The sequence below is a fragment of the Bradyrhizobium sp. WSM1417 genome (genome assembly GCF_000515415.1).
In the GTDB taxonomy this organism is placed as follows: Bacteria; Pseudomonadota; Alphaproteobacteria; order Rhizobiales; family Xanthobacteraceae; genus Bradyrhizobium.
In genome coordinates, this window is the sequence record NZ_KI911783.1 from 5576317 (window position 1) to 5603123 (window position 26807).

29 protein-coding genes are annotated in these 26807 nt (G+C 64.2%); 14 read left to right on the forward strand and 15 right to left on the reverse strand.

All coding sequences use genetic code 11. The features are described 5' to 3' along the window. Position 1 precedes the first annotated feature (1 nt). From BRA1417_RS0127245 to BRA1417_RS0127255, 3 genes are read left to right on the forward strand one after another with little or no spacing between them, the layout of a single operon-like run. Complete coding sequence (locus tag BRA1417_RS0127245) at positions 2 to 880, forward strand: IclR family transcriptional regulator (RefSeq protein WP_027518511.1); 879 nt, start codon at positions 2 to 4, stop codon at positions 878 to 880. Between the two features lie 36 nt (positions 881 to 916). After that, entirely contained in the window at positions 917 to 1891 is a 975-nt protein-coding gene (locus BRA1417_RS0127250) for a tripartite tricarboxylate transporter substrate binding protein (RefSeq protein WP_027518512.1), read from the forward strand. Positions 1892 to 1913: 22 nt separating this feature from the next. Next, positions 1914 to 3134: an ABC transporter substrate-binding protein gene (locus BRA1417_RS0127255; protein WP_027518513.1), complete on the forward strand. Its 1221-nt coding sequence runs from the start codon at positions 1914 to 1916 to the stop codon at positions 3132 to 3134. A gap of 115 nt (positions 3135 to 3249) precedes the next feature. Here the strand turns inward: BRA1417_RS0127255 and BRA1417_RS0127260 are convergent, their stop codons facing one another. Then, positions 3250 to 3741: an SRPBCC family protein gene (locus tag BRA1417_RS0127260; RefSeq protein ID WP_027518514.1), complete on the reverse strand. Its 492-nt coding sequence runs from the start codon at positions 3739 to 3741 to the stop codon at positions 3250 to 3252. Positions 3742 to 3743: 2 nt separating this feature from the next. Further along, on the reverse strand, positions 3744 to 4136 hold the full coding sequence (locus tag BRA1417_RS0127265; protein ID WP_027518515.1) for a helix-turn-helix transcriptional regulator: 393 nt from the start codon (positions 4134 to 4136) through the stop codon (positions 3744 to 3746). A gap of 383 nt (positions 4137 to 4519) precedes the next feature. On the opposite strand from BRA1417_RS0127265, the gene BRA1417_RS0127270 reads away from it, so the two are divergent. Next, the gene (locus BRA1417_RS0127270; RefSeq protein WP_027518516.1) at positions 4520 to 5575 is read left to right on the forward strand and encodes a serine hydrolase; all 1056 of its coding nucleotides are present in this window, start codon (positions 4520 to 4522) and stop codon (positions 5573 to 5575) included. Between the two features lie 73 nt (positions 5576 to 5648). Here BRA1417_RS0127270 and BRA1417_RS0127275 read toward each other — a convergent pair whose 3' ends face one another. Continuing rightward, positions 5649 to 6485, reverse strand: coding sequence for an outer membrane protein (locus tag BRA1417_RS0127275; RefSeq protein WP_027518517.1), 837 nt, complete (start codon positions 6483 to 6485; stop codon positions 5649 to 5651). Between the two features lie 271 nt (positions 6486 to 6756). Then, positions 6757 to 7464, reverse strand: coding sequence for an SDR family oxidoreductase (locus BRA1417_RS0127280; RefSeq protein WP_027518518.1), 708 nt, complete (start codon positions 7462 to 7464; stop codon positions 6757 to 6759). 110 nt (positions 7465 to 7574) lie between these two features. On the opposite strand from BRA1417_RS0127280, the gene BRA1417_RS0127285 reads away from it, so the two are divergent. Further along, on the forward strand, positions 7575 to 8417 hold the full coding sequence (locus BRA1417_RS0127285) for a GNAT family N-acetyltransferase (RefSeq protein ID WP_027518519.1): 843 nt from the start codon (positions 7575 to 7577) through the stop codon (positions 8415 to 8417). 1 nt (position 8418) lies between these two features. Here the strand turns inward: BRA1417_RS0127285 and BRA1417_RS0127290 are convergent, their stop codons facing one another. Next, positions 8419 to 8859, reverse strand: coding sequence for a hypothetical protein (locus BRA1417_RS0127290; RefSeq protein ID WP_027518520.1), 441 nt, complete (start codon positions 8857 to 8859; stop codon positions 8419 to 8421). Positions 8860 to 9140: 281 nt separating this feature from the next. On the opposite strand from BRA1417_RS0127290, the gene BRA1417_RS0127295 reads away from it, so the two are divergent. Further along, entirely contained in the window at positions 9141 to 9425 is a 285-nt protein-coding gene (locus BRA1417_RS0127295) for a hypothetical protein (protein ID WP_027518521.1), read from the forward strand. A 53-nt stretch (positions 9426 to 9478) separates the two neighbouring features. Here BRA1417_RS0127295 and BRA1417_RS0127300 read toward each other — a convergent pair whose 3' ends face one another. The 6 genes from BRA1417_RS0127300 to BRA1417_RS0127325 all read right to left on the reverse strand — a co-directional run bounded on the left by BRA1417_RS0127300 (position 9479) and on the right by BRA1417_RS0127325 (position 12427). Then, a complete protein-coding gene (locus BRA1417_RS0127300) occupies positions 9479 to 9769 on the reverse strand; it encodes a hypothetical protein (protein ID WP_027518522.1) in 291 nt (96 codons plus the stop codon). Between the two features lie 20 nt (positions 9770 to 9789). Beyond that, positions 9790 to 10209, reverse strand: a complete 420-nt coding sequence (locus tag BRA1417_RS0127305) for a curlin (RefSeq protein WP_305728110.1) — start codon at positions 10207 to 10209, stop codon at positions 9790 to 9792. Between the two features lie 71 nt (positions 10210 to 10280). After that, positions 10281 to 10658, reverse strand: a complete 378-nt coding sequence (locus BRA1417_RS0127310) for a curlin (RefSeq protein WP_027518524.1) — start codon at positions 10656 to 10658, stop codon at positions 10281 to 10283. A gap of 30 nt (positions 10659 to 10688) precedes the next feature. Then, positions 10689 to 11081, reverse strand: a complete 393-nt coding sequence (locus BRA1417_RS0127315; protein ID WP_027518525.1) for a curlin — start codon at positions 11079 to 11081, stop codon at positions 10689 to 10691. 119 nt (positions 11082 to 11200) lie between these two features. Then, positions 11201 to 11602, reverse strand: a complete 402-nt coding sequence (locus BRA1417_RS0127320; protein WP_027518526.1) for a hypothetical protein — start codon at positions 11600 to 11602, stop codon at positions 11201 to 11203. A 165-nt stretch (positions 11603 to 11767) separates the two neighbouring features. Then, a complete protein-coding gene (locus tag BRA1417_RS0127325) occupies positions 11768 to 12427 on the reverse strand; it encodes a response regulator transcription factor (RefSeq protein ID WP_027518527.1) in 660 nt (219 codons plus the stop codon). Positions 12428 to 13041: 614 nt separating this feature from the next. Here BRA1417_RS0127325 and BRA1417_RS0127335 point away from each other — a divergent pair. The 5 genes from BRA1417_RS0127335 (at position 13042) to BRA1417_RS0127360 (ending at position 19556) form a co-directional block, all read left to right on the forward strand. After that, complete coding sequence (locus BRA1417_RS0127335) at positions 13042 to 14469, forward strand: efflux RND transporter periplasmic adaptor subunit (RefSeq protein WP_027518529.1); 1428 nt, start codon at positions 13042 to 13044, stop codon at positions 14467 to 14469. Next, positions 14466 to 15191, forward strand: a complete 726-nt coding sequence (locus BRA1417_RS0127340) for an ABC transporter ATP-binding protein (protein WP_027518530.1) — start codon at positions 14466 to 14468, stop codon at positions 15189 to 15191. The genes BRA1417_RS0127335 and BRA1417_RS0127340 overlap by 4 nt, the downstream gene beginning before the upstream one ends. Beyond that, entirely contained in the window at positions 15188 to 16411 is a 1224-nt protein-coding gene (locus BRA1417_RS0127345) for an ABC transporter permease (protein ID WP_027518531.1), read from the forward strand. Before BRA1417_RS0127340 ends, BRA1417_RS0127345 begins: the two co-directional genes overlap by 4 nt. 48 nt (positions 16412 to 16459) lie before the next feature. Further along, positions 16460 to 16777: a response regulator transcription factor gene (locus BRA1417_RS0127350; protein WP_027518532.1), complete on the forward strand. Its 318-nt coding sequence runs from the start codon at positions 16460 to 16462 to the stop codon at positions 16775 to 16777. Between the two features lie 913 nt (positions 16778 to 17690). Further along, positions 17691 to 19556, forward strand: coding sequence for an alkaline phosphatase family protein (locus BRA1417_RS0127360; protein WP_027518533.1), 1866 nt, complete (start codon positions 17691 to 17693; stop codon positions 19554 to 19556). Between the two features lie 56 nt (positions 19557 to 19612). Here BRA1417_RS0127360 and BRA1417_RS0127365 read toward each other — a convergent pair whose 3' ends face one another. Beyond that, complete coding sequence (locus BRA1417_RS0127365; RefSeq protein ID WP_027518534.1) at positions 19613 to 20200, reverse strand: hypothetical protein; 588 nt, start codon at positions 20198 to 20200, stop codon at positions 19613 to 19615. A gap of 391 nt (positions 20201 to 20591) precedes the next feature. On the opposite strand from BRA1417_RS0127365, the gene BRA1417_RS0127370 reads away from it, so the two are divergent. Beyond that, positions 20592 to 21251, forward strand: a complete 660-nt coding sequence (locus tag BRA1417_RS0127370) for a peroxiredoxin (protein WP_007603114.1) — start codon at positions 20592 to 20594, stop codon at positions 21249 to 21251. Positions 21252 to 21307: 56 nt separating this feature from the next. Here the strand turns inward: BRA1417_RS0127370 and BRA1417_RS0127375 are convergent, their stop codons facing one another. Next, on the reverse strand, positions 21308 to 23038 hold the full coding sequence (locus BRA1417_RS0127375; RefSeq protein ID WP_027518535.1) for a methyl-accepting chemotaxis protein: 1731 nt from the start codon (positions 23036 to 23038) through the stop codon (positions 21308 to 21310). 191 nt (positions 23039 to 23229) lie between these two features. Between BRA1417_RS0127375 and BRA1417_RS0127380 the strand changes: the two genes are divergently transcribed. Both BRA1417_RS0127380 and BRA1417_RS0127385 read left to right on the forward strand, forming a co-directional pair. Then, positions 23230 to 24633 carry a deoxyribodipyrimidine photo-lyase gene (locus BRA1417_RS0127380; RefSeq protein ID WP_051448390.1) on the forward strand — a complete coding sequence of 468 codons (1404 nt, stop codon included), beginning with the start codon at positions 23230 to 23232 and terminating at the stop codon, positions 24631 to 24633. 66 nt (positions 24634 to 24699) lie between these two features. After that, positions 24700 to 24993, forward strand: coding sequence for a hypothetical protein (locus BRA1417_RS0127385; RefSeq protein ID WP_027518537.1), 294 nt, complete (start codon positions 24700 to 24702; stop codon positions 24991 to 24993). 56 nt (positions 24994 to 25049) lie between these two features. Here the strand turns inward: BRA1417_RS0127385 and BRA1417_RS0127390 are convergent, their stop codons facing one another. Together BRA1417_RS0127390 and BRA1417_RS0127395 are read right to left on the reverse strand one after the other, a co-directional pair. Beyond that, entirely contained in the window at positions 25050 to 25793 is a 744-nt protein-coding gene (locus BRA1417_RS0127390; protein WP_027518538.1) for a hypothetical protein, read from the reverse strand. Between the two features lie 97 nt (positions 25794 to 25890). Further along, positions 25891 to 26763 carry a DMT family transporter gene (locus tag BRA1417_RS0127395; protein WP_027518539.1) on the reverse strand — a complete coding sequence of 291 codons (873 nt, stop codon included), beginning with the start codon at positions 26761 to 26763 and terminating at the stop codon, positions 25891 to 25893. Positions 26764 to 26807 lie beyond the last annotated feature (44 nt).

A 26807-nucleotide genomic window follows, 5' to 3' on the forward strand; every position in this document is an offset into this window, starting at 1 on the left:
CATGGCCAGAACCGCGTCCAAACCGATCCGCGCCTCCTCGTCCGCCGCCGCCGTGCTGGCGGACAGCATCGACGACGCTGCGTTCGCGACGACGCTTGCGAAAGGTCTCGTGGTGCTCGAAGCGTTCAAGGCGGGGGCGACGCAGCTCGGCAACATGGAGCTGTCGACGCTGACCGGGATTCCGCGCCCGACGGTGGCGCGACTGACTCATACGCTCGCCGAGCTCGGCTACCTCCGCTACGATTCCGAACGCGCCAAATATCGCGTCGGCGCGCGTGCACTTCGCATGGCGCATCCGCTGCTCGCTGACATGCAGTTCCGCCAGGTCGCGCGTCCCATGATGCAGGAGCTGGCACAAAGCGTGCGCGGCACGGTCTCGATCGGCCTGCTCGATGCGACCTCCATGATCTATGTCGAGACCGCGCGCTCCGGCGACGTCGGCCCGCACGTCCCCGACATCGGCATGCCCATTTCCGTGGTGATGACGGCAATGGGCCGTGCCGCCGCGGCGACCTTGCCGCAGGCTGATGCCGCGCTGCTCGAAACGCGCATTGCAAGCGAGGATACCGAGCTGTGGTCGGCCTTCCGCGAGACCTACCGCGCCGGCCTCGCACAATGCGCCAGCCGCGGCTTCTGCACCTGCTTCGGCGAGTACATCGCCTCGATCCATGCCGTCGCCGCGCCGCTGTTTCATGCGCGTGAGGCGAAGCAGGCCTTTTCGATCAATTGCGGCATCCCCGCGTTCCGGCTCCAGCCCGGCCAGCTGGAGGGCGAGATCGGCCCGCGCATTGCCGCCCTTGCCGACAGCATCCGCACCATGATTGGGGCGGCGCCGGCCACCGAAACACAAAAGCAAAACAAGAAGAGCGCCAAGCGATGAACAAGACAATCGGCGCTCCGCCACCGGGAGGCCACCATGACCGTCACACGGCGAACATTTTTGGGCACCCTCGCCCTTTCGCTATCCGGACTTCCATTCCCCGCATGCGCTGAGGACGCCTGGCCGTCGCGTATGGTGCGGCTGATCTCGCCTTACGGGCCCGGCGGCTCCAACGACATCTCGCTGCGGCTGCTGGCCGAAGAGTTCGGCCGCAACCTGCACCAGCAGTTTATCGTCGAGAACAAGCCGGGCGCCGGCACCCGCATCGCCAACGACACGGTCGCGCACGCGCCGGGCGACGGCTACACGCTCCTCTATGTCGCGGCGCCCTACGCCACCGCCGAAGCACTGTTCGGCAAGCTGACCTATGAGCGCAAGGATCTGCAGCCGGTCGCGATGGCGGTGATCGCGCCGCTGTTCCTGATCATCAGCGCGGACGCGCCGTTCAAGGCGCTTCCCGAATTGATCGCCTACGGCAAGTCGAAGCCGGATGGCCTGACCTTCGCCTCGCCCGGTGCCGGCTCGCAGCCACATCTTGCCGGCGAACTCCTGTTCAGGGATGCCGGCGTCAAGGGGCTCAACATCCCCTTCCGTGGCGATGCCGCGTCCTACACCGAGCTGCTCGCCGGCCGCGTCGATGCCACGCTGACGGCGCTGCCGACCGCACTGCCCTACATCCAGAGCGGCAAGTTCATTGTGCTCGGCGTCGCTTCCGCCGAACGCAGCGCGCTCTATCCGCAGGCGCCGACCCTGCGCGAGCAGGGTTTCCCCAACGTGGCTGCCGCCGGCTGGTACGGCTTCATGGCGCCTTCGACGACGCCGCGCGCCATCATCGACAAGCTGCAGGCCGAAGTGTTGCGCGCGCTGGCCGAGCCGGCGATCAAGGACAAGCTGACCGCCCAGGGCCTCGAAGTGCGCGCCGGCACCGCGTCCGAATTCGGCCAGTTCATCGACAACGAGACGCAGAAATGGACCAGGCTCATTCGCGAGGCCGGCCTCAAGGGCGAGTGACAGTCACGAACAGGGAATGGAAATGAAAAGCATGTTTCTCAGACGTGTCGCGGCAGGCGCGATCGCTCTGGCGCTGTCGATCCCGGCAGCACAGGCGCAGAAGAAGTACGATCCCGGCGCGTCCGACACCGAGATCAAGGTCGGCCAGACCGTCCCGCTCAGCGGGCCGGCCTCGGCCTATGCCGTCATCGGCAAGACCCAAGCCGCCTACATGAAGATGATCAACGACCAGGGCGGCATCAACGGCCGCAAGGTCAATCTGATCCAGTATGACGACGCCTATTCGCCGCCGAAGACGGTTGAGCAGACCCGCAAGCTGGTCGAAAGCGACGAGGTGCTGCTGACCTTCCAGATCATCGGCACGGCGCCGAATGTCGCCGTGCAAAAATATCTTAACGCCAAGAAGGTCCCGCAGCTCTTCGCGGCAACGGGCGCGGCGCGTTTCACTGATCCGAAGAACTTCCCCTGGACCATGGGCTTCAACCCGTCCTACCTCGTCGAGGGCCGGATCTACGCGCAATATATCCTGAAGAACCATCCGAACGCCAAGGTCGGCGTGCTCTATCAGAACGACGATCTCGGCAAGGACTACCTCGCCGGCTTCAAAGCAGGTCTCGGTGACAAGTCGAAGATGATCGTCGCCGAGACGTCCTACGAGATCACCGAGCCGACCATCGACTCGCAGATCCTGCGGTTGAAGGATGCAGGTGCCGACGTGCTGTTCAGCGCCACGACGCCGAAACAGGCCGCGCAGGCGATCAAGAAGGTCGCCGAGATCGGCTGGAAGCCGCTGCACATCATCGACATCAACGCCTCCTCGGTCAGCGCGGTGCTGAAACCCGCCGGACTCGACAACGCCAAGGGCGTCGTCAGCGTCGGTTATGTCAAGGATTCGGCCGATCCCGAATGGAAGGACGATCCCGGCATGAAGCGATATCTCGCCTTCATGACCAAATACTACCCGGAGGGCGACAGGGATTCGAACCTGAACGTCTACGGCTATATCACCGCGCAGCTGCTGGTGCAGGTGCTGAAGCAATGCGGCGACGATCTCACGCGCGAGAACGTGATGCGCCAGGCCGCCAGCCTGAACAACATCACACTCGACCTGACGCTGCCGGGCATCTCGGTGACGACCACGCCGACCGACTACCGCGTCAACAAGCAGTTCCAGATGGTGCAGTTCGACGGCCAGCGCTGGCAGAAACTCGGCGACATCGTCACGGACGAGGCGAAGGAATGAAGCGCCCCTCTTCCTGAGGGGCGCGCGCCTCGAAGAATAAGGGCCTCACCGATGGTCCTCGTGCTTCGAGGCGGCCGCTCCGCGGCCTCCTCGGCATGAAGGAGGAAGGTGGCTGCTACCTCTTCATCCCACCCACATAGGCTGCGAGCTTGTCGAGGGTCTGGTAGCCGTATTCGACGGCACCGAAGCTGATCATGCCGTCGCGCTGCGCCGTGCTCGACGCCAGCTGCCGCATCATCAGAACCGTCTTGCCGTTGCTCTGTTCGGCGAAGGTGATTGTGAAACGGAACAGTCCGGGATCCTCATCCTGGTCGTCGCCGTGATCCATCTCCATCAGCGACGGCCGCTCGATGCGGCGAAAGCGCATGCGGTTCGGGTAGACGGTGCCGTCGGGACCGATCATGTTGAAGCGCCAGACGCCGCCGACCCGCACGTCGATCTCGAAGGTCTCGAGCTTGAAACCCTTCGGCCCGAACCATTGCGGCAGGTGCTTCGGGTCGGACCACGCTTCGAACACCAGATCGCGCGGCGCATCGATCACGCGCGACATCACGATCTCGCGGTCGAGCGACCATTGCGACAAAGCGGGATTGGCAGAATTCGTCATCGTCAGGAACCTTTCCGTTTGGTTGTCTTGTTAGTTGGTTTGGACGGCCGCTTGGCAGCCGTCCGCTCTTTCTTCAGCTTCATCACATAGGCTTCGAAGCGATCGAGCCGCGCCTCCCAGATCGCACGCTGGTGCTGGAACCAGTCCTCCGCGCTGAGGAGCGCGTCAGGACTCAGGCGGCAGGTGCGAACCCGGCCGGATTTCTCCGACAGGACGAGCCCGCTCGTCTCCAGCACCTGGATGTGTTTCATGAAGCTCGGCAGCGCCATCTCGAAGGGATCGGCAAGCTCGCCGACCGACGCCTCGCCGGCGCAGAGCCGCATCACGATCGCCCGCCGGGTGGGATCGGCAAGGGCCGCGAAAATCTGATCGAGCCGGGATAATTGGTTAGCCATGGAGCTAACTATAGGCCTGTCGCCATCCGGCGTCAACAATTGTTAGCCAATCAGCTAAGTGAAATTTTGCCGACTGGTAGCCTGGATGAAGCGAAGCGTAATCCGGGGCCGCTCGCTCGGCTGCGGCACTTTCCCGGATTGCGCTTCGCTCCAGCCAGGCTACGGACTGTCGCAAGGCTCCGCAGACGGAACCCACCACGCGCGATCGTGAATAGGGAGGCACGGCCCTTCCCGCTACAAGAGACCGGGGGCGCATCGAATCCTGCGTCAGAGCCGTGCCGTCTGTTGTCACCTCATCGTATCTCACCCGACGGGCGCTCGCCCGGGCTGCGCTCGTTCCGCTCGCGCTTGCCTGGCCGCGCGGCGCCGCCGCGGATTCCGACATGATCGCGCAGATGCGCGACATCGTCGCGAACGAGCTGGCGCCGACCGCGACGCCGGACCAGTCGGGCGGTCTCGCCGTTACGCTTTATGCCGGCAGCCATCTCGAGTTCTTCAACTACGGCTTTGCCGACGACACCACGCGAAGGCCGATCACGCCGGACACGCTGTTCAACCTCGGCTCCCTGCGCAAGCCGTTCGAGGCGACGCTGCTTGCGCTCGGCGCCCTCCGCGGCGAGCTGCGCCTCGACGATCGTCTGGCGAAATATCTCCCCGAGCTCACCGGCGACTATGTCCGCCGCGTCACCGTCGGCGAGCTCGTCACGCACACCTCAGGCATGCTGCTGCCGACCGACCATCCGCCGTGGCCAAGCGACATGTTTTCCCGCGCGCAGCTCATCGACATGTTCAACAGCTGGCGACCGCAAGCCGGCGAAGTGCCCGGCAAGCAGCGCGTCTACAGCCACGCCGGCTACGTGTTGCTTCAGCTCGTGCTCGAGCGCTGTTATGGCGCTCCGATCTCGACCCTGTTCGAACAACGCATCCTCAAGCCGATCGGCATGAATGCGACCTCCGTGCCCGAACGCGGCGAGGACAGCCGTGCCGTCATGGACGAGGCCTGGATGCAGCGCGCGGTCCAGGGCTACTCGGATCAGGGCATGGCGATCGGCCCCATCGGCAACCAGCAGAGCTATTTTGATTTTCCCGGCACGGGCCAGATGTTCTCCTCGCCACGGGACCTCGCGACCTTCGTTGCGGCCTGCGTCGACGGGCGGACGATCGAGCCTCACTTGCGCGAGGCATTGCGGATGACGCAGCACGAGATCTTCCGCGTCGACGACAAGTTCGGCCAGGGAATGGCCTGGGAGACGGTGCATCTTCCAGGCGTGACCATCGTCGACAAGCCGGGCGGGCTCAACAACGCCTCCGCCTATATCGGCCTCGTGCCGGCGCAGCGGATCGGGATCGTGCTGCTCGCCAATCGTGGCGAATATCCCCACGAGATCGCGCGCTACAGGATCCTGCCGGCGTTGGCGCACCTCGTGGCTTCGCACTGAACCCCGCGGCCCGCCAAAACAGGAAAGCCCCGGCCAGGCCGGGGCTTTCCACGCCAGGGATGGAACGGGATGCTCAGTACCTGGCGACGACCGGTCCGCCGAACTTGTAGTTCACGCCGACGCGCACGATGTTCGATTTGAGATCGACCGAGTGGGTGTAGACGTTGCTCGGAGACGGCGTGGTGCCTGCGAAAGTCACAAGATTGGTGCTGGTTGCCGTCGCGCGGCCGAGATCGACATAGAGATATTCGGCCTTGAGCGACCAGCCGCCACCGAACGCATATTCGGTGCCGACGCCTGCGGTCCAGCCGACGCGGGTATCGCGGATCGTTCCGGATTCGGTCGCGCCACCGATGAACGTGTCGGTGAAGTTGAAATTACCCTTCACTTCGGCGATCGCTGCACCGCCTGTGCCGTAGAGCAGCCAGGTCGGAGCCGCGAGGAAACCGATGCGGCCCCGAATGGTGGCAAGCCAGTCGGCTGAGACCGATGAATTGACAATGAAGGTGTCCGGCGCGCAGCAGGGATAGAGTGCCGAGCCACTCGCGCGGCCCTTGAAACCGAAATAGTTGATGTCGCCTTCGAGGCCGAGCACGGCGTGGTTGACCTGCCAGTTGTAGCCCGCGGTGAAGCCGCCGGTTACGCTGGAGCTGTTGACGCCCTGGGCACCGACCGCGTTGACGGCGGGGACGCTGCTGGCGGCGAAGTAGCCGGCCGGCGTCCAGATCGTAGAGGTGTTGAGATCGGCGTTGCCCCACTGCCCGCCGACATTGCCGCCGACGTAAAAGCCGGTCCAGTTGTAGGCCGTCGCCATCATCGGCGCCTTGGTGTAGTGCGCCGCGAGGTCGGCCGCCTGCACGGATGCGGAGCCCAAGACAGCCGCGGCGACCGCCAGCAAAAACTTCTTCATTCCAGTCTCCTTGCCTCACGCGATTGATCTCGCGTTTCGAATGCGCGCGGGCGGAAGGCGTCCGGCGCAGATCGGGCATAGGCTGCCGGTCCCTCGCCGTCTTGGGCTGCGGCGAAGTTCATAAGGACTGTGACGTAGTGCGCGCCGTGCGGCACGCGAACCGTGACGGGTGTGACCGAGCGGCAACGCGTGATGTCAAATCCGCGGCGCACGACGCACGTCCGTGTCGCATCGCGACAAGCGCGCGAAACGCGATTCGAGCCCCCGCGTCTCAGACCGAACGCGTCAGTCCGCCGTCGACACGGATGTTCTGTCCCGTGATGTAGGCCGCACCGTCGGACGCCAGGAACGAGATCGTCGCGGCGATCTCCTCGACCTTGCCGTAGCGCCGCATCGGCACGCTGTCGCGGCGTGCATCCAGCTGCGGCAGGCTGTCGATCCAGCCCGGCAGCACATTGTTCATGCGGATGTTGTCGGCGGCATGGGTGTCGGTGAAAATCTTGGTGAAGGCGGCAAGGCCAGCGCGAAACACCGCAGAGGTCGGAAACATCGCAATCGGCTCGAATGCCCAGGCGGTCGAGATGTTGATGATGGCGCCGCCCTTTTGCGTCTGCATGATTGGCATCACCAGCCGGGTCGGACGGATCACGTTGAGCAGATAGGTGTCGAGGCCGGTGTGCCACTGCTCGTCGGTGATCTCCGTGATCGCCGCGCGGGGGCCATGGCCCGCGCTGTTGACGAGCACGTCGATGCGTCCCCATTTGGCCATTGCCCCGTCGACAAGCCGCTTCAGATCGTCGTTCGACTTGTTGGAACCGGTGACGCCCAATCCGCCGAGCTCGGCTGCCAGCGCCTCGCCCTTGCCGGAGGAGGATAGGATGGCGACGCGAAAGCCGTCGGCTGCGAGCCGGCGCGCAGCCCCTGCCCCCATGCCGCTGCCGCCGGCGGTCACGAGTGCGATTTTCTCTGCTGCTGCCATGACCGATGAACCCCTGTGATATCGTTGAGGCGAGCCGCGAGCCCGGCCTATCATGAGGCCTTCTACCGCCGGACCGGCCGGAAGGTCCACCGTCGAAAGCGAATTGAAAGATGAGCGACTTGCAGATCCGCAATTTGCGCCCCGAGGAGATCGCCATCGCCGTCGACTGGGCCGCGGCCGAGGGCTGGAATCCGGGCCTCTCCGACGCCGCCTGTTTCGCGATCCCCGACGCGAAGGGCTTCTTAGTCGGCGAGATCGACGGCGAGCCGGTCGCGACCGTCTCCTGCGTCAATTACGACGATCGCTTCGCATTTCTCGGCTTCTACATCGTGCGATCGAATTTTCGCGACAGAGGCCACGGCCTGCACATCTGGAACGCGGCGATCGCGCATGCGGGCGCTCGCGTGATCGGCCTCGACGGCGTCGTCACGCAACAGGAAAACTACAAAAAGTCCGGCTTCCAGCTTGCTTACGCCAATATCCGCTATGGCGGCATCGTCGCCGCGCCATCAAGGCCGCCCGCCGAAATCGTTGCGCTCGACACGATCCCGTTCGCGCTCGTCGAAGCCGACGATGCAACGGTGTTCCCGGCTCCGCGCAGCGCCTTCCTGCGTGCCTGGATCGGCACGTCAGGGCATGTCGGCCGCGCGCTGCTGCGCGACGGCAAGCTCGCTGCATGGGGCGTGATCCGGCCGTGCCGGACCGGCCGCAAGATCGGCCCGCTCGTCGCCGACGACCGCGCGGCGGCCGACGCAATCGTGCAGGCCTTGCTAGCGAGCGCAAACGGCGGCGAGATCTTCCTCGACGTCCCCGCCGTCAATCGCGAGGCGATTGCGCTCGCAGAATCGCTCGGGCTGAAGCCGGTGTTCGAGACGGCGCGGATGTACACGGGACCGATCGCGCCGCTGCGGATCGACCGCGTCTTCGGCGTGACCAGTTTCGAGTTGGGCTAGCTCAGTAGCAGCGCATGATGTTGACGGTGTGCTCGCCGCCGCCGCGGCCGGGCACAGTCACCTGCTCCGTCGGACAGCTCGGCACGTAGGGCCGATCGGACGGCACCACGTTCGGCGGGAAGCGATGCGTCCAGTCCCAGGGAACATCGTACGTGTAGGTATAGCGCACGTCGTTCGAGACAGGCTGGGCGGTCTCGGCGAAAGGCTGGCCGTAACCTGCGTTGTCATAGTAGAACCCGCCACCGCCCGGCCAGTAGACCCACGGCGTGTTGCGGCCACGGAACCTGGCGCCTGGCCCAATCGGCGGACGCGCCGCTGGACCGGAAGGCGCGACAGCATGTGCGACGGCGCCGCCGGGCCTGGCAAAACTGTCGCTGGGAGCAAGGAGCAGCGCGGCTGCGCTGAGCGAGGCGAGCAACGCCCCAAATGATCTGGACATCATGATACGCACCAACTCGTTTGGCTTCGCAGATAGCGGCTCCCCACCGCAGGCTAGGCCGGGCTGTCGCCCACCCGCAAACGTATAATTAATTATTGGTTAAGGCACGGGATTAACAGGGAACAAGCTGCGGCAAGACGCCCGGGATTCCGGCTGATGTCGCACGTGTTCCGGAAAACGGACTTCATAACCAGTTGATCGGAGTTGATCGGTTCGGCCGACAACACCCGGAACGCTCCCGCACTGCGGTCGTTGGCTCCCGACACCAGCAAGGAGCATCTCCAATGCAGAACAAATCGAAACTCCTATGCCTGATCACGGCTTCACTCGTCGCGGGCACGACGGCCGCCTCGGCCCAGGGCTATGATTGGAACGGATCGCGCGCGGGCTGGGACCGCACCGCCCCCGCTTACCAACCGGTTCAGCCACGCGCGTACTATCCGGATGTCGCTGGACCATACGGTGCGCTCAACGGCACCAATCATCCGGCGCCGAGTTCAACGCAGGGCGATGTCGGCCCGGACGGCAACAACAACGGCACGCTGACCGGCGTCTATCGCAGCTGGTAACGCCCGCTCGCGATGGGGCCCATCGTCCTTCACGGACGATGGGCCTTCGTGCGTCAGCGGCCCTGCTGCTTGCGCAGCCAGTCCAGCATATCCTGCGCATTTCCGGTGCCCTGCGTCACGATGACGGTGTTGCCACCGCTGCGGCGATAGACCGTGGTGCGCCCCGGCTCCTTCTCGATCTTGACCTCGGCTTGCGCCGGATCGCCGCTCTGGGTGATGACGGACGCGCCGTTCTCGTCCTGAACTACGGTCGTGTGGCCGTCACCCGACTCGCCGGCTCCCGCCGGCCCGGTTATCGTCGCCATCATGATGCTCATTCCTGCTGCAACCGCGATGAACCTCATATTGCACCTCGCCTTCTCAATCACCGGCTGAACTGAAATATCGACAGCCAGTTGAAGCGCCCGAATTGTCGCACCGTTCCCGTGTTCATATCTCCGATCTGGAGCAGGAGGGCGTTGGTGGAAGTGCCGACCTGGGTGATGTCGGCAATGTTGCTCACGCCCGACTGACCGATCGCCACATTGGTGGTGCCACCCACCTGGGTCACATCGACATAATTTCGCGTGCCGTTCTGGATGATCGTCGCATCGACCGTCCCCGTGCCCCCGATCTGGATGACACGCGCGATATTGATGCGGCTGTTCTCTTCGATCGTGACCGGCTGGACATTGTTGCCGAACTGCACGATCGTTTCGATGCTCACGTTCCGGTTCGTTACGCCGCGCTGAACGGATCCGGCGGATGCCTCGGACGCGACGCTGACGGCGAACAATGCCGCCAATGCCAGGAGCAGTCTACCGCATTTCATCGCCTTAGCCCCATTACATTTATGACGACGAGGTCGCGACCGGCTCAATGACTATTCTGGACAATAGTCGCCGAGTTGAACGCACCGAACTGGGACAGGAAACTGCTGGTCGACTGGCCGGCCTGGCCGACAAACGCGACATTGTTCACGCCCGCCTGCCCCACCGATGCCGACGTCGTCCCACCGAATTGCAGGATTCCCGTCGCGTTGTTCGTCCCGTTCTGCGTGACGGTCGCGCTGGTGCTGCCGCCGATCATGAACACGCCGGCCATATTGAGCTGGCTGTTCTGGTTCAGCACGACCGGCGGGCCGCCGAGCGACACGATGGTCTTGATGTCGGCGGTCTGGGCACCGGCCGAGCCGGCGCCCCCGCAACACAAGGTGAGAAATGCGCCACAGGCGGCGCCTGAAAAATGTCTCATGAAATGCCTCGCTATCGAAAAGGATTGCGATCAAGGAGTCTGCTGCAAAATCGTCGAGCCGTTCAGGATTCCGAGCTGTCCGACGGCCGCCGCGTTGTTCGCGCCGATCTGGCCGATCAGGCTGGAATTGGAGCCGCCGGCCTGGCCGAGTAACGCGGTGTTGGTCGCCGTCGCGGTGGTGCCGCCCTGGCCGATCACCGAAGTGTTGACGGTGAGGAGCGAGCCCGTCTGCAGGGTGGTCGCAGTATTGGTGGCGCCGAATTGCATCGTGGTGGCGCTGTTGTTGGTGCCGCCACTCTGCGAGATGAAGGAGTTATTGGTGGTGCCGAATTGCAGCACGCTGGCCGAGTTGCCGGCCTGGGCATCGACAGCGGTCAGCAAGCTGAACGCGACGAACGTGGCAACGAGATATTTTTGATGCATGACATTTCCTCCGCGAAAGTCGGCGGACGAGCTCTCACCGAGTCGTCCTGCCCGAGGCGGTGCTTTCAAGGATGGCGCGGACGCGCCGCAGTTGACGCGTCCGGCCAAACGGGGCTGGCTTAGTGCGCCGTCTGCGAGACGGTGCTGCCGTTGGTGCCGAACACGCTGAGCTGTCCGACGGCAGCGGCGTTGTTCTGGAGCGCGGCAGGCCCGAACGAGTTCTGGGTGATCGCGCTGCTGTTGTTACCGAACGCCACCTGGCCGGTCGTCGCCGAGTTCTGCACGCCGATCTGGTTGACCGTGCTGCCGTTGTTGAGCGAGGCCGCGCTGGTGCCCTGCATCGTGGTCGCGCTGTTGACGAGGCCGAGCTGGCTGGTCGACGAGCTGTCGTTGGTGAGGCCCTGCTGCGAGACGCTGGAACCGTTCACGGCGCCCACTTGTACGGTGGTCGAGGTGTTAGCGGCCTGCGCGGCGGAGGACAGGGCGAGCACGGCAACGGAAGCAAAAAACAATTTGCGCATGGAATATCCTTTCTGGCTAAGATCTCTGACTGGGTTCGGATGCCGTCTTGGAGGAGGCCGACATCGCAGGACAGACTTTGAACCGATCGTGCTGCGTGTGACAGACTGCAGTTCATGCTAATCGGTACGGACTAGACGTTGCGCGATGCCTTGGTGCCCGCGGCACTAGCTGTAAGGTTGTCCCGTGCCGGTTCGTGTTGTCTCGTCTTCGCGTCCCATGCTGTCGACCAACCGCACCACCTCGATCGGCGAGCGAAGCTCCAGCTTTCGCATCATCCTGGTGCGATGGACCTTGGCCGTCACTTCGCTCACCCCGAGTCTCGCGGCGATCTGCTTGGCGACGAGACCTTCGGCCATCAACAGCATGATCTCGCGCTCCCTCGCCGTCAGCGTTTCGACGCGTTGGCGCGCTTCGCGCACGCTATCTTCGCGTTCGAGCCGCCTGCGGTCGCGCTCGATGCCATGCCTGATCGCGTCGAGGATCTCCTGCTCGCGAAAGGGTTTTGGAAGAAACTCGACTGCGCCGCGCTTCATGGCTTCGACCGAGACGCGGACGTCGGAATGGCCGCTGATGAAGACGATCGGGATCAGCACGCCCGTCTCGGCGAGCCGGCGCTGAAGCTCGAGGCCGGTCGGCGCGGTGCCGGGAAAGCGGACGTCGAGCACGAGGCATGAAGGCCCACCGGAAATGCTCTCCCCGAGAAACTCGTCGGTCGATGCAAACAATTTTACCTGATGCCCGGTCTCCTCGCAGAGACTTCCGATCGCGGTTCGAATCTGGATCTCGTCGTCAATGACATAAACTGTAGCTTGACCTGAACTCATGGCAACGGGCTCCCCGGCTTGGGGCTCGATGAACAAGCACCGAGCCATCCATTCTTCTTGCAAGCGAGATCAAGGTGCTTGGATGAATTCGAGGGGATCGAGCGAGTCGCTCCGATCCGCCGCTTCGATGTCTTAGGGCCAACACCCGTTCAAGACGAGTGAAGGCGTTCACATATCGGGTTTCGTGATTGGGGGGATTCGCCCTCGCGACTTGCGGCCTCATGGCGAGGCGCGATATCGACAATGCGACGATCCGGCGTCGGAACTTCGGTATCGCCGACTGCGTCATGGCGTCGCCACCCACGTGCCGACTTGAACGCCGGGCGCTGGCCGCTTTGGCCAGAGCAGACGAGACGTTCAGTCAGCTTGTCGAGTTCGATACCGCGCGCATCATATCGATACGCTCCGTATGCACTTCCGGCAAGTCACGAAAGATAGCACCCCGCAGACTTTACTTCTGGATCATCAAGCGCGCCCGACCGTCGCCCCGGTAGCGGCGACACACTGACGATCGACTGCGTTTTGGGCGATTTACAACCATAACGGGTCTGCAACCATAGCGCGACCTTTGCCTTTGCCGCCAACGATGCCATTTCAAGAGGCGGGTTTTTGATATGCGATTTGTGCCAGTTATTGCCTTGCTCGGAACTGCATGTGGCCTCGCCGCGGTCTACGCCGCAGGGCCAGCCGTCATCAGCGACGCGGCCGGGGCCGCCGCGCAGAAGGCGGCCCGCGCTTATGAATCGAGCCAACGGCTGCTCAAACCCCTCGGGCCGGAAGCACGGAGCTTCGGATCGGATGCCCCCGTGTTCCGCTATGCCTCGATCCAGCGCGGCAGCATCGAGCAGACCATCACCGTCACCGGCGCCCTGCAGCCGGTCAAGACGATCGAGGTCGGTTCCCAGCTGTCCGGGCAGCTCGCCCGGGTCTATGTCGATTTCAACGACACCGTCACCAAGGATCAGCCGCTCGCCTTGATCGATCCGCGCAGCTTTGCGGCCAAGGTCGACGAAGCCAGGGCCGCGGTGGCGGTGGCGAACTCCTTTGTCGACATCGAGCGGGCCAAGCTCGATCGCGCCAGGATCGATCTGCAAAACGCCAGGGGCAGCAGAGACGTCCTCGTGGCCAAGCTCGACAGCGCGCAGGCGGTCAAGGCGTCGGCGCAGAAGACCTTGCAGCGCAAGCTGGCTCTCCAGTCGCAAAACGTCGTGGCGATAACGGCGGTGGATGACGCCCAGACGGAGTTCACCGCCAGGCTTGCCCAAGAGCGCGAGGCCGAAGTCCTCATGTCCCTGAACGCGTTCTCAGTGGACGGCGCGCAGGCCGATATCCGCCGGATCGAGGCGGAGCTGCAGCAGGCACGAATGGCCGTGCCGGAGAAGGCAGCCGTTCTCGCTGCGGCCCAGGCCGATCTCGATCGCACCGTGATCCGCTCGCCGATCGATGGTGTCGTCGTCGGCAGGTTCGTCAACGAGGGCCAGACGCTCGCGGTCGGACTGGAATCGCGCACCACGTTCGTGGTCGCGCACCGGCTTGAGGACATGGAAATTCACGCGCAGGTCGACGAAGCCGATATCGGGCGCATCGCCCCCGACCAGCGCGCCCATTTCACGGTCGATGCCTACCCGGACCGCCGCTTCGAGGCGGTGGTGCGGCAGGTGCGCAAGGCACCGCAGAACCAGCAGCACGTCGTGACCTACACCGTCGTCCTGGCGACCTCCAATCTCGACGGCGCGTTGCTGCCCGGCATGACGGCCCTGGTGAAGATCGTGATCGAGCGGCAGGACGACGTGCTGAAAGTGCCGCTTGCCGCGTTGCGCTTCCAGCCCTCCGGCACGCAGCCGGATGCCGCGGCGCGCAGCGGGGTGTGGGCGCGCACCGCTAGCGGTTCACTCCGGCGTATTCCCGTCACCGTCGGCGCAGCCGGCACCGAACAGGTTGCGCTCAGGAGCGGAGACCTCGTCGAGGGCAGTCAGGTCGCCGTGGGTCAGGCCATCCGGCCGGCCGGCATGGAATTTCTCGGCATCAGGTTCGGATCATGATGGCCCTCCCGCCCCTCATCAGCCTGCAGTCGGTCTCCAGGACCTATCGTGCCGACGGAGTAGCGGTGGCTGCGGTGCGCAATGTCAGCTTCGACATCGAACGAGGCGAGATCGTCGCGGTGATGGGACCGTCCGGCTCGGGAAAATCGACGCTGATGAACATGCTAGGGCTGCTCGACCTGCCGAGCGAGGGCGCGCTCTATCTCGAGGGCGCCGACGTCGCCGATCTCTCGGAAGACCACCGGTCGTCCCTGCGCGCCCGCAGCATCGGCTTCGTATTCCAGTCCTACAATCTGCTCGCGCGCCACAATGCGATCGAGAACGTCGCACTGCCGCTGGTCTATTGCGGCATCGGCCGCAAGGAACGTCTGGCCCGCGCCGAGCAGAGCCTGCAGGCCGTCGGCATGGTGCACCGGGCCCACCACTTCCCGCGGCAGCTCTCGGGCGGCGAGCAGCAGCGCGTCGCGATCGCGCGCGCACTGATCGCCTCACCGCTGATCGTGCTCGCCGACGAGCCGACCGGCGCGCTCGACAGCCGTACCGGCGCCGAGATACTGGCCCTGTTCGCCGCGCTCAACCGCACCGGCCAGACCATCGTGATGATCACGCATGATCCCGGCATCGCGATCCAGTGCCGCCGCACGATCCGCCTCCATGACGGCGAGCTCGTCGCTGACGAAACGCTTGCTCCGATCCTGCCGCAACGGAGTTCTGCGCCATGACGATGCTTCAGGGCTTCCAGATCGCGCTGCACGCCTTGCGCCTCAATCCGTTGCGCAGCATCCTCACCATGCTCGGCATCGTGATCGGCGTCGCCTCCATCGTAACCGTGTTTGCGATCGGGTCCGGCGCGCAGCTTCGCCTGCAGGAGCAGATCCGCTCGATCGGCGCCAACGTGCTGATGATCAACCCCGGCGCGGTCTACCAGGGCGGCGTACGTCTCAAGGACGGCAGCAAGCTGACCATGACCGAGAGTGACGTGCAGGCGATCCTCGAGCAGATCCCCGAGATCCAGGCTGCGGCCGGCTCGATTGCAGGAACGGCCCAAATCATTCACGAGAGCAAGAACTGGAACACGACGATCAACGGGACGACGACCGGGCACTTCATGGTGCGCGACTGGCAGCTTGCGACCGGGCGCTATTTTTCCGGAAGCGAGGAGGCAGGCGCCGGCAAGGTCGTGATCCTCGGCAGCACGGTGGCGCACGAGCTGTTCGCGCCCGGCGAGGACCCGATCGGCGCACAGATCAGGATCATGAAGGTGCCGCTCGAAGTGGTCGGCGTTCTCGACCGCAAGGGGCCGGCGCAGGACGACGTGGCCTTCGTGCCGCTCACCACGGCCAAGCTGCGCTTCCTCGGCAGCGCAAGCAACATCAATCGGGATTCGGTCGCCTACATCATCGCCAAGGTGGCCGCGGACGGACAGATGGCGGGGGCGCGAACGGAGATCGAAAACCTGCTGCGGCAGCGCCACCGTATTCCCGCCGGCCAGGAGGACGACTTCAAGGTCCAGGATCCCGCCGCCGCCATGGAAGCGCAGCAGGGAGCGATCCGCACCGTCGCGCTCCTGCTTGTCGCCATCGCCTCGGTCTCGCTGCTCGTTGGCGGCATCAGCATCATGAACGTCATGATCGTGTCGGTCACCGAGCGCACGCGTGAGATCGGAATCCGCCGCGCGCTTGGCGGGCGGATGCGGGACATCCGTCTTCAGTTTCTCTGCGAGGCGCTCGTGCTCTGCCTGCTCGGCGGCGCGATCGGCGTCGGTGCCGGCGTCACGCTCTCGATGACGGTCGCGCGCATGGCAGGATGGATCACCTCGATCGACGGCCAGGCGATCGGCCTCGCCCTCGCCTTCTCGATCGCGACCGGCCTGATCTTCGGTTTTTATCCCGCCCACAAGGCATCCAAGCTCAGCCCGATCGAGGCACTCAAGACGGAGTGAGAACATGCTGGGGTGTTCGCGTCGACCAAAGGCCACGGAGGAGCAGTCATGAGTCCGGATCCGAAACAATCGATCACACCAACGCCACGCGAGCGGGACCTGATGATGCTGATCGCACGCGGCATGCAGAACAAGAACATCGCCTACGAGCTCAAGATCTCGGAGAACACGGTGCGGGCGCATATCGGCAACATCATGCGCAAATATCGCCTCCAGAACCGGACCCAGATCGCGATCATCTTCGCCCTGCAGGCGGCGCCGCCATCGCTTCGCCGCAACCTGGCCAATGGCGGCCGCATTTCGACGACGGCAGCGCCGGCCAAGGCGGCCGCGCAGAATACGCCGGTGCCGACCGCGCCGGATTGACCGCTCCGGCCACAATCCCTTGCGTCGTCTCAGACGAAACACCCAAATCCGGGGTCAACGGACCGCCGACAAAATATTTCTCTTTATTAGAATTCGGATTTTTGTTAAGAATTTCTCACTCCGGCCCGAGGAAGAGGGGCGTATCGCGATCGTCACGAACGCGGGCCGGACGGCGGTGGACGATAGTCACATCGGCGCGAATGGCTTCGCGGGGCGGGCAACCGTGAGTGAAGGCCTCGCGCACACGACCGGTGTGATCGGCGTACGGCAAAATCGTGTGGTCCTGACGCCCGGGGTCTGTGCGTCAAGCGTTGCGGTGATGTGATTGCCCAACCGGGCACACGCATCAGCCATCCGCGAGGCGACGGGGGCAATAGTGCATCGCTCCCCGGGGAGAGCGCGACATAAGCCGTAAAGCCACTGCGCAGGGAAGGCCGGATGTTGGGCTTCACCTGTATGCCGCTGTGCATTGTTCTTACGACAATCTCGCACAGTGGACCGCGGGTGCCAGCCGGCACCCGGTCTTCCCTGCGCCCTCTTTCAATTGAGGGTGAGACGACGAAGCAAAGCTCGGGCGAACGCGCCGCGAGGATGCGAAGGTGTGTCTGCGATCGAAAATGCGAATGGAAGCGCGACGCTGCCAGCCACTCACTCCGTCATTGCGAGCGCAGCGAAGCAATCCAGTCTGCCGCCACGGAAAGATTCTGGTTTGCTTCGCTGCGCTCGCAATGACGATGCTGAAGCAGTTGCCTGCCGACACCGCGATCTCGTGCCCCGGACGCCGCGCGGAGCCGGGGCCCCTGCCCTTCTTTACATGCCGCTCCGCTCTTGTAACAAAACCGTCATGCAGCGAAACTAAACGAAGCCGGGGGCCGCGGTTGGCGGCCAAGCCGCTTCGCAGGGAGAGATTTTGATGCGCCGTTCACTGGTGTTGCTGTCAGCCGGGCTGACAGTGCTGTCCGCCGGACTTTCGACCGGACCTGCCTCCGCAGAGAACAACACGCCCCGCAACCTGATCCTGTTCATTCCGGACGGCCTGCGGGCGCTGAAGGTCACACCCGAGACCGCCCCCGCAATGGCCGAAATCCGCGACAAGGGCGTCAATTTCAAGAATTCGCACTCGCTGTTCCCGACCTTCACCATGGCCAACGGCTCGGCGATGTCGACCGGCCATTATCTCGGCGACACCGGTGTGTTCTCCAACACGATCTGGACCAACTACACCTCGGTGCCCGCCGGCGACACCGTCGTCCCCTTCATCGAGAACGACGCCGTGCTCGGCGACATCGACGAGCATTTCAAGGGCAACTATCTCAACGAGGACACGATCCTGAAATTGGCCCGGGACAAGGGCTACAGCACCGCCGCGCTCGGCAAGCATGGCCCGACCTATCAGTTCGACCACACCGACAAGCCCGAAAAGACCGGACTGCATTCCGTCGTGTTCGACGACGCGACCGGCGGCAAGAACGGCGTGGCGCTATCGGACGAGGTCAAGGACGCGCTGACCAAGGCCGGCCTGCCCCTCGCGACGCCGCCGCGCGGCGACAACTCCAAGGCGGGCGATGCCAAGACGCCGGGCACCACGGCGGCCAACGTCGCGCAGCAGGCCTATTTCGCCGACGTCGCGGCCAAGGTCGTGCTGCCGATGTTCAAGGCGCGCAACAAGCCGTTCGTGCTGGTGTTCTGGTCGCGGGATCCCGACGGAAGTCAGCACAACACAGGTGACAGCCTCAACCAGATCATACCCGGCATCAACGGGCCGACCTCGATGGCCGGCATCAAGAATGCCGACAACAACCTCGCCCAGCTCCGCAAGGCGCTGGACGAGCTCGGCCTTGCCGCCACCACCAACATCATGGTCCAGGCCGACCACGGCTTCTCCACCATCTCCAAGGAAAGCAAGACCAGCCCCTCGGCCAAGGTCAGTTATGACGACACGCCGAAGGACTTTTTGCCGATGGGCTTTCTGGCGCTCGACCTTGCCAAGGCGCTCGACCTGCCGCTGTTCGACCCCAACGACAAGAACGTCAAAGTCGAGGGCAACAAGCATCCCAAGGCCGGCAACGGCGTGCTCGGCAAGGACCCGACCAAGCCCGATCTCGTCGTCGCCACCAATGGCGGCTCGGACCTGGTCTATTTGCCGAACAAGGACAAGAAGCTCGCGGAAAAGACGATCAAGGTGCTGCTCGAGCAGGATTACGTCTCCGGCCTGTTCGTCGCCGACTCGCTCGGCCGCTTCCCCGGCACGCTGCCGCTGTCGAGCGTCAACCTGCGCGGCAAGGCGGCGACGCCGACGCCGGCGATCGTCGTCAACTTCCGCTCCTATGCCAGCGATTGCGGCGAGGCGCCGACCAACTGCTCGGTGCACGTCGCCGACACCGTGCTGCGCCAGGGCCAGGGCATGCATGGCAGCTTCAGCCGCGGCGACACCATGAACTTCATGGCCGCGATCGGTCCGGACTTCAAAACCGGCTATGTCAGCGAGATCCCGGTCAGCAATGCCGACGTCGGCATGACGGCCGCCCAGCTCCTCGGCCTGCGCGCATCGCAGAACGGCGGCCTCGTCGGCCGTGTGATGTCGGAGGCCTTGCCCAACGGCATCGTGCCGAAGGCGTACAAGGGGGTCGAGAAGTCGAAGAAGTCAGAGAACGGCCTTCAGACCGTGCTGAACTTCCAGCGCGTCGGCAGCCAGCGCTATTTCGACACTGCCGGTTTCCCGGGCCGCACGCTCGGCCTCGAGTTGGACACCGGCAAACAAAAAACGGCGGGGAAATAACCCCGCCGTTCAAATGCGTCCTCGTGAAAGGCGCAGAATTTTACATGCCCAAAATCTTACATGCCGATGTCGAACACGTTCGGCAATTGGCCCGCCAGAGGCAGCGCGGTGGCGCCCAGGAAGGTCGCCACCATCGCCATCAGGCGACGGTTGTTGTGGCGCTTGCCGCGCATCTGGCCGGCGATCCACTCCAGCATTTCGCTGTTGACCTTGGAAGCATAGGACGGCGCCCAGCTCTCGATATCGGACTCGGCCGACAGCGCGACGCTGCGCGGCGGCACCTTCAGGCCGGAGGCGCTGGCGGCATAATGGGCCACCGCCTTGGCGAGCAGGTCGTCGAACCGGCCGCCATCGGTGCGCTCGGTTGCGGCTTCGTTGATCTCGAACAGCACTTCGGCCTCAGTGCGGCTGACCGGCTGCTCGTTGACGGCCGTGGCGGTCAGGATGCGGGCGCACCAGGCGGTGTCATCGGCATCGAGCGAGCGGGAGAAATGCACCCTTCCCTTGGTGGTCGGGCCTTCGCCCGTGATCACGCCGTCGCGCACGATAGTCAGTGCATGGGCCGAGGTATCGCGGCAGGACGGTTCGAGGCAGGACGTTTCGAGCGACGGCGACTCAACAGACTTATGCGCAGCGGCAGACATAGTTCACTTCCAGATTTCTTCTGACCGGCCAGCAATTTCATGCCGGCGTAAAGGGGTGGTTAATGATTCGGTACGGGGATCGCGACTTTTTGAGATAGTTGCCAATTGGTCGCTGTCAGGACCATTTCGGTTCTGGGAAGCGACGGGCGAGCGTGATGGAAGTCATAAAAGGCTTTCTCGGGGCAATCGGGCCCGTATAGCCCCGGTGGAGATGTTTCGCCGCAGGCGCCGCTGTAACAAAAAGGTGCTAGGAAATCAGGCCTTCAAAGAAGGAATTCACATTTTACTTGAAGCGGTTCAGTTAGCGTTCACTTGGATCGCGGAGACCCTATAATGGTCACGACGGTCAAAGATGAATTCACAAGTAAATTCAATAACATGAGGTAGAACCATGACACTTCCGATCGGCGCAACCGCCCCCGACTTCGAAGCCGAGACCACCGAAGGGAAGATCAAGTTCCACGACTGGATCGGCAATAGCTGGGCGCTGCTGTTCTCGCACCCGAAGGACTTCACGCCGGTTTGCACGACCGAACTCGGCGCGCTCGCCAAGCTGAAGCCGGAATTCGACAAGCGCGGCGTCAAGCTGATGGGCCTCTCGGTTGATCCGGTCGACCGCCACGCTAAATGGTCGGAGGACATCAAGGAAACGCAAGGCGCGGCCCCGAACTATCCGATGATCGGCGACACCGATTACAACGTCTCCAAGCTCTACGGCATGCTGCCGGCCGCGATCTCGGGCGATCCCCTCACCCGCACCGCCGCTGACAACCAGACCGTCCGCAATGTCTTCATCATCGGACCGGACAAGAAGATCAAGCTGGTGCTGGTCTATCCGATGACGACGGGAAGGAACTTCCAGGAGATCCTGCGCGTCATCGACTCGCTCCAGCTCACCGCAAAGCACCGCGTCGCGACCCCGGCCGACTGGTCGCAGGGTGACGACGTCATCATCGCAGGCTCGGTCTCCAATGACGAGGCCAAGACGATCTACCCGCAGGGCTGGAAGGAGCCGAAGCCCTACATCCGGATCGTGCCGCAGCCGAAATAACCCAACTGTCATTCCGGGCGATGCGTCAGCATCACCCGGGATGACGATGTTAGCTCTTACGCCGCGCGCACGCGTTCGAGGAAGCCCTCGACCTCGGCCTTCAGGTGCAGGCTCTCGCCCGACAACGCCTGGGCGGAGGCAAACATCCGGCTGGACGTCTCACCCGTCTCGTTCGCACCCTCGGCGGCCTTACGGACGTTGACGGCGACATCGGCCGTGCCCGATACCGCCGCGCGAACGCTGGCGACGATGTTTTGGGTCGCGCTCTTCTGCTGCTCGACCGCCGCCGAGATCGACCCCGCGATGCCGCTGATGCGCTCGATGGTCTGGCTGATCGCCTTGATGGCGACAACCGATTCCTCGGTCGCAAGCTGCATGCTGGCGATCTGGTTCGAGATCTCGTCGGTCGCCTTGGCGGTCTGGCCGGCGAGCGTCTTGACCTCCTGGGCCACCACCGCAAAACCGCGGCCGGCATCGCCCGCGCGCGCGGCCTCGATGGTCGCGTTCAGCGCCAGCAGGTTGGTCTGCTCGGCGATCGACGTGATCAGCTTGACGACATCGCCGATACGCGCGCCCGCCTCGGAGAGCTGCGCGATGCGCTGATCGGTCGCCTCGGCCTGCCGCACGGCCTCGGCGGAAATGACGTTCGATTCCTGCACTCGCCGGGTGATTTCGGAGATCGATTGCGACAGCTCGTCCGAGGCCGACGCCGCTGAACGCACGTGCTCGGAGGCGTTTTCGGAAGCTCCCGCCGAGCGCGCCGACAGATCGGCGGTGGAGCGCGCGGTGTCGGTGAGCTGCTGCGCCGCCCGCTCGAATTCGCCTGACGATGTCAGCACCTTGTCGAGAATGCCGCCGACGCCGCCGCGGAACTCTTCGACGAAATTGCGCAGGTCGGATTTGCGCTGCTCGACGGCTGCAGCCGAAGCCGCCGCCTGCTCGCTGCGCATCCGCGCCCGCTCCTGCGAATTGCTCCTGAACACCGCGACCGTGCGGGCGATCTCGCCGATCTCGTCGGCGCGATTCTCGCAATCGATCTCGACGTCGCTCTGACCTTCGGCGAGCGCCGTCAGCGAGCGCGTGACCGAGGTGAGCGGCTTGGTGACACGGCGGACGACCAGCAAGGTCAGGACCAGCACCAGCAGCGCGGCGAGCCCGGCGGCGATCGCCATGCTTTCGATCGTCTGGACCAGCATGCTCTCGAACTGCGCCATCGGGATGCCGACATAGAGGATGCCGGCGACCTTGCCGCTGGCGTCGGCGATCGGGAAATAGGCGGTCATGAAGGACTTGCCGAACAGGGTGGCTGGGCCTTTGTAAGCCTCGCCACGACGCAGCAGTGCCTGCGCCGGATGATCGGCGGCAAGCTGGGTCCCGACGGCGCGGTCGCCATTTTCCTTCTTCACATTGGTCGAGCGCCGCACGAACTGCCCGCTCGCATCGTCGAACACGAACAGGGTCGCGTTGCCGCCGACATAGGCCACCGCGCGATCGACGATGGCGTGATCCCTAAAGTCCGGCATCTTGGGAATCTCGGCGCGCGCGACCGCGCCATCCTTCATGGTGATCTTCGCATCGGGAACGATCTCGGCAAAGGCCAGCGCGAGCGTGCGCAAACTCACCTCGATGTCGCGGAGCGCGCGATCGTTGAAAGCGGAGCTGAGCGACCAATAGCCGGCGCCAACCACGAGCGCCGTATTCATGGCGATCAGCAGCACCGCGCACAGGAGCGCCTTGGTGCCAAGTTTGAATTGCGGCAGAAACTTCGCCGTTGCTCGTCCGTACATGAATGAAATCACCTCCGTAATTCCTGCATATTCGTGCAATCGGCTTACGGTCGCATTAATGACGGTTCCATCGCCGCACGCGACATGCTTTCCAAATCGTTAACGAGGACACCCTGACCACGCCCAGAACTACGCCAAGGACTACGCCAAGCGCTCCGCCCATCATCGTCTGGTTTCGCGATGACCTCCGCCTGTCCGACCACCCCGCCCTCCACGCGGCCGCCAAGGCCGCCGCGAAGACCGGCGCGCCGGTGATATGCCTCTATGTGCTGGACAACGCGGCTGGGCGAGCGCCGGGCGCCGCAGCGCGCTGGTGGCTGGCGCAGTCGCTGCGGGCGCTCGGCGCCGACATTGCCACGCGCGGCGGATCGCTGATCCTGCGCAAGGGGCCGGCGGCCAGGGTGATCGCGGAGGTGGCGCGCGAGAGCGGAGCCGGCGCGGTCTACTGGAACGGCATCGCACAGGCACCGCATCAGGCGATCGAGCGGCAGCTCGAAGCAGCATTGGCAAAGATCGGCGTGGACTCGCAAATTTTCCCCGGCGACCTGCTCGTTCCGCCCGCGGCAATCCGCAACAAGGAAGGCCGCGGCCTGCGCGTGTTCACGCCATTCTGGCGGCGCGTGCTGGCGCTCGGCGATCCGCCGAAGCCATTGCCGGCACCGAAGGAGCTGCGTCCTGCGCCGAGGGTCGCCAGCGACGTGCTGGAGACCTGGAAGCTCGAGCCGAGCAAGCCCGATTGGGCCGGCGGCCTGCGCGAGACATGGACCCCGGGCGAAGCTTCCGCCCGCGCCCGCCTGCGCGATTTCCTCAAGCACACTGCACAAGGCTATGTCGGCAATCGCGACCGCCCGGACCGGGAGGGCACCTCACATTTGTCACCGCATTTGAGGTTCGGCGAGCTCAGCCCGCGCCAAGTCTGGCACGCCGCGCGGTTCGCCGCGGCGGAGAACCCTGCGATCGGACCCGGTGTCGACAAGTTCCTAAGCGAGCTCGGCTGGCGAGAGTTCGGCCGCCACCTGCTCCACGACCATCCCACCCTCGCTACCGAAAACCTGCAAGCAAACTTCGATGGCTTCCCTTGGAAGCCCGACGCCAAGGCGCTCGCCGCCTGGCAGCGCGGAGGCACCGGCTATCCCATCGTTGACGCCGGCCTGCGCGAGCTCTGGCACACCGGCGTGATGCACAACCGGGTGCGAATGGTGGTCGCCTCGTTTCTGGTCAAGCACCTCCTGATCGACTGGCGCGACGGCGAAAGGTGGTTTTGGGACACGCTGGTCGATGCGGATGCCGGCAGCAATCCCGCCAACTGGCAGTGGGTCGCCGGCTGCGGCGCCGACGCAGCGCCGTATTTCCGCGTGTTCAATCCGGTGCTCCAGGGCGAGAAGTTCGACCCGGATGGAGCCTATGTCCGGCGCTGGGTGCCGGAGCTAAAGGACGTGCCGGCCAAGTTGATCCACCAGCCCTGGGAGGCCACGCCGATCGAGCTTGCGAGCGCCGGCGTCACGCTCGGCAAGACCTATCCGCAGCCGATCGTCGATCATGCCAAGGGACGAGAGCGCGCGCTCGCCGCCTACGCCAAGATCCGCAAAGGTTGAGCGTTGCTTTGACACAATTATGAAACGCGCTATCGTCATCGCTCCATGCAAACCGTGGGGGACACTATGGACGACGACAAGCCGATCACCGAACAGGCGATGGACACGATCACCACCGCCGTGGAAGCGACCAAGGACGCCGCTGTCACTGCCGTCAAGCAGGTGAAGAAAGCCGCCAAGAAGGTCGCGAAGAAGGTAGCGCCGAAGAAGGCTTCCAAGAAGGCTGCAAAGAAAACTTCGAAGGCCGCCAAGAAGACTTCGAAGAAAGCTGCAAAGAAGTCGTCGAAGAAGGCCGCCAAGAAAACGGCAAAGAAGGCCGCCAAGAAAGCTGCCAAGTCGAAAAAGAAGGCCAAGCGCTAATCGCAACGCTCAAGTCTCCGGGGGCGGACGCGCCCGGAGACGGCTCCAGCGATACCCTACCCTCGCCGTTTGGCCGCGCGCCGGCCCGGGTGATGCTCGCCGTGCGGATCGCGAAATTCGCTGCGATGGCCGCGCCGGTCCTCGGCGTTGAAACGCCGCCGTTTCTCGGGCGAGCCGAACGCCTTGATCACCTTCCTGCCGTTGACCTTCTTGATGACGTAGCCGCCCTCGGTCATCGAGAACGGCTCTTTCAGCGTTCCCTTGTGGTCGAACTTGGTGCCTCGGGGATGCCTGAACGGTTCGAACCAGGACGGATAGACGAAGTTCGACATCTCGAAGCCGGCGACGAAGAAGGTGTCCTCTTCCACGGCGTCACAGACCTCATAGGCATATTGGGTGTTCGGGTTTTTGTCGGCCCAGAGATTGGCCATGGGATCGAGCACCATCTCGAACAGCTCGTGCGAGGCCGCCACGCTGACCGGCTCGTCGCCCAGCGCCTTGACGAAGATCTTTGAGATCGGCTGGCGGCGGTGCGTCAGCTCATGGCGGCCGAGCATGTTCTTGTGGGAGGCCTCGTCAAAATAGACCAGTTGCCACTCGCCCGGCTGCGGGTTTTCGCTGACATAGAGGTCGACCGGATAGCCCCACACCGGCAGGAAGTGCTTGTCGTAGCATTTCTGGAGCGCCGCTGTGAGCCTGGCCATCTTGCGGCCGCTGATCGTCGGCTCCGCGTAGTTGATGCAGGCAATCCGGACCGGCTTCAGGGACCTGCCAAGCAATGCGCGTCTCGCCTTCTTCATGGAAATCACCTGTGAAAGGGCCACTGAAAGGCGCCGACCCTAGCACGATCTTGCCGCGCACGTCAGGGATGTATTCCGGCGGACCGGCTCGCCGGTCCTAGAAGCGCCGGTTGACCACGAACACCGCGGCCGCGCACATCACCATGCCGGCGATCGCCAGCGCATCGAGCTTTTCCCCAAACAGCAGATAAGCCATCAGCGCCGTCACGGCGGGCACCAGATAGAACAGGCTTGCAACAGACGTGGCGGCGGCATGGCGGATCAGCCAGTACAGCAGCCCGATCGACCCGATCGAGAGGGCCACGGCGAGCCAGGCCAGCGCCAGCATGAACTCGCGCGTCCAGTGCACCACGCGGTCCTCGAACAGGAAGGCGCCGATCGCGAAGAAGATCGTGACGGAGACGTACTGCACGAGATTGCCGGCGCGCCAGTCGATGTGGTTGCAATAGCGGCGCTGATAGAGCGTGCCGAGCGTGATGCTGATCAGCGCGACGACGGAGGCGAGCCAGCCGAGCCCGGCTTCGCCGGTCATGGGACGGCCGTGCAGGATCAGCACGACGCCGCCGAGGCCAAGGACGAGCCCCGCCCATTGCACCGGCGTCACCTTCTCCCCGAGCCAGCGGTTGGCGATGGTCGAGGTCAGGATCGGCTGAAGGCCCGGAATGAGCGCGGAGAGCCCGGCCGGAATCGAGTGCGCGATCGCGATTGCGGTGCCGCCGAGATAGAAGCCATGGACGAGAATGCCGGCGACGGCGCTGTGCGCGATGCCGATCCGGTCCGGCCATTTCGGTCGCGCAATCGCGACGATGATCGCCATCAGACCGACCACGAACGCCATGCGGATGGCGAGATAGGTCAGGGGGTCGGCATTGTTGACGACGTATTTGGTGCCGATGAAGCCCGTGCTCCAGAGCAGGACGAACAGGATCGGCGCGGCGCGGGCGGTCAGGGCTTCTTGATTATGATTCATTGCCGCCTCATTGCCCCACCGGGGGCCAATGCGGCAATGCGAAT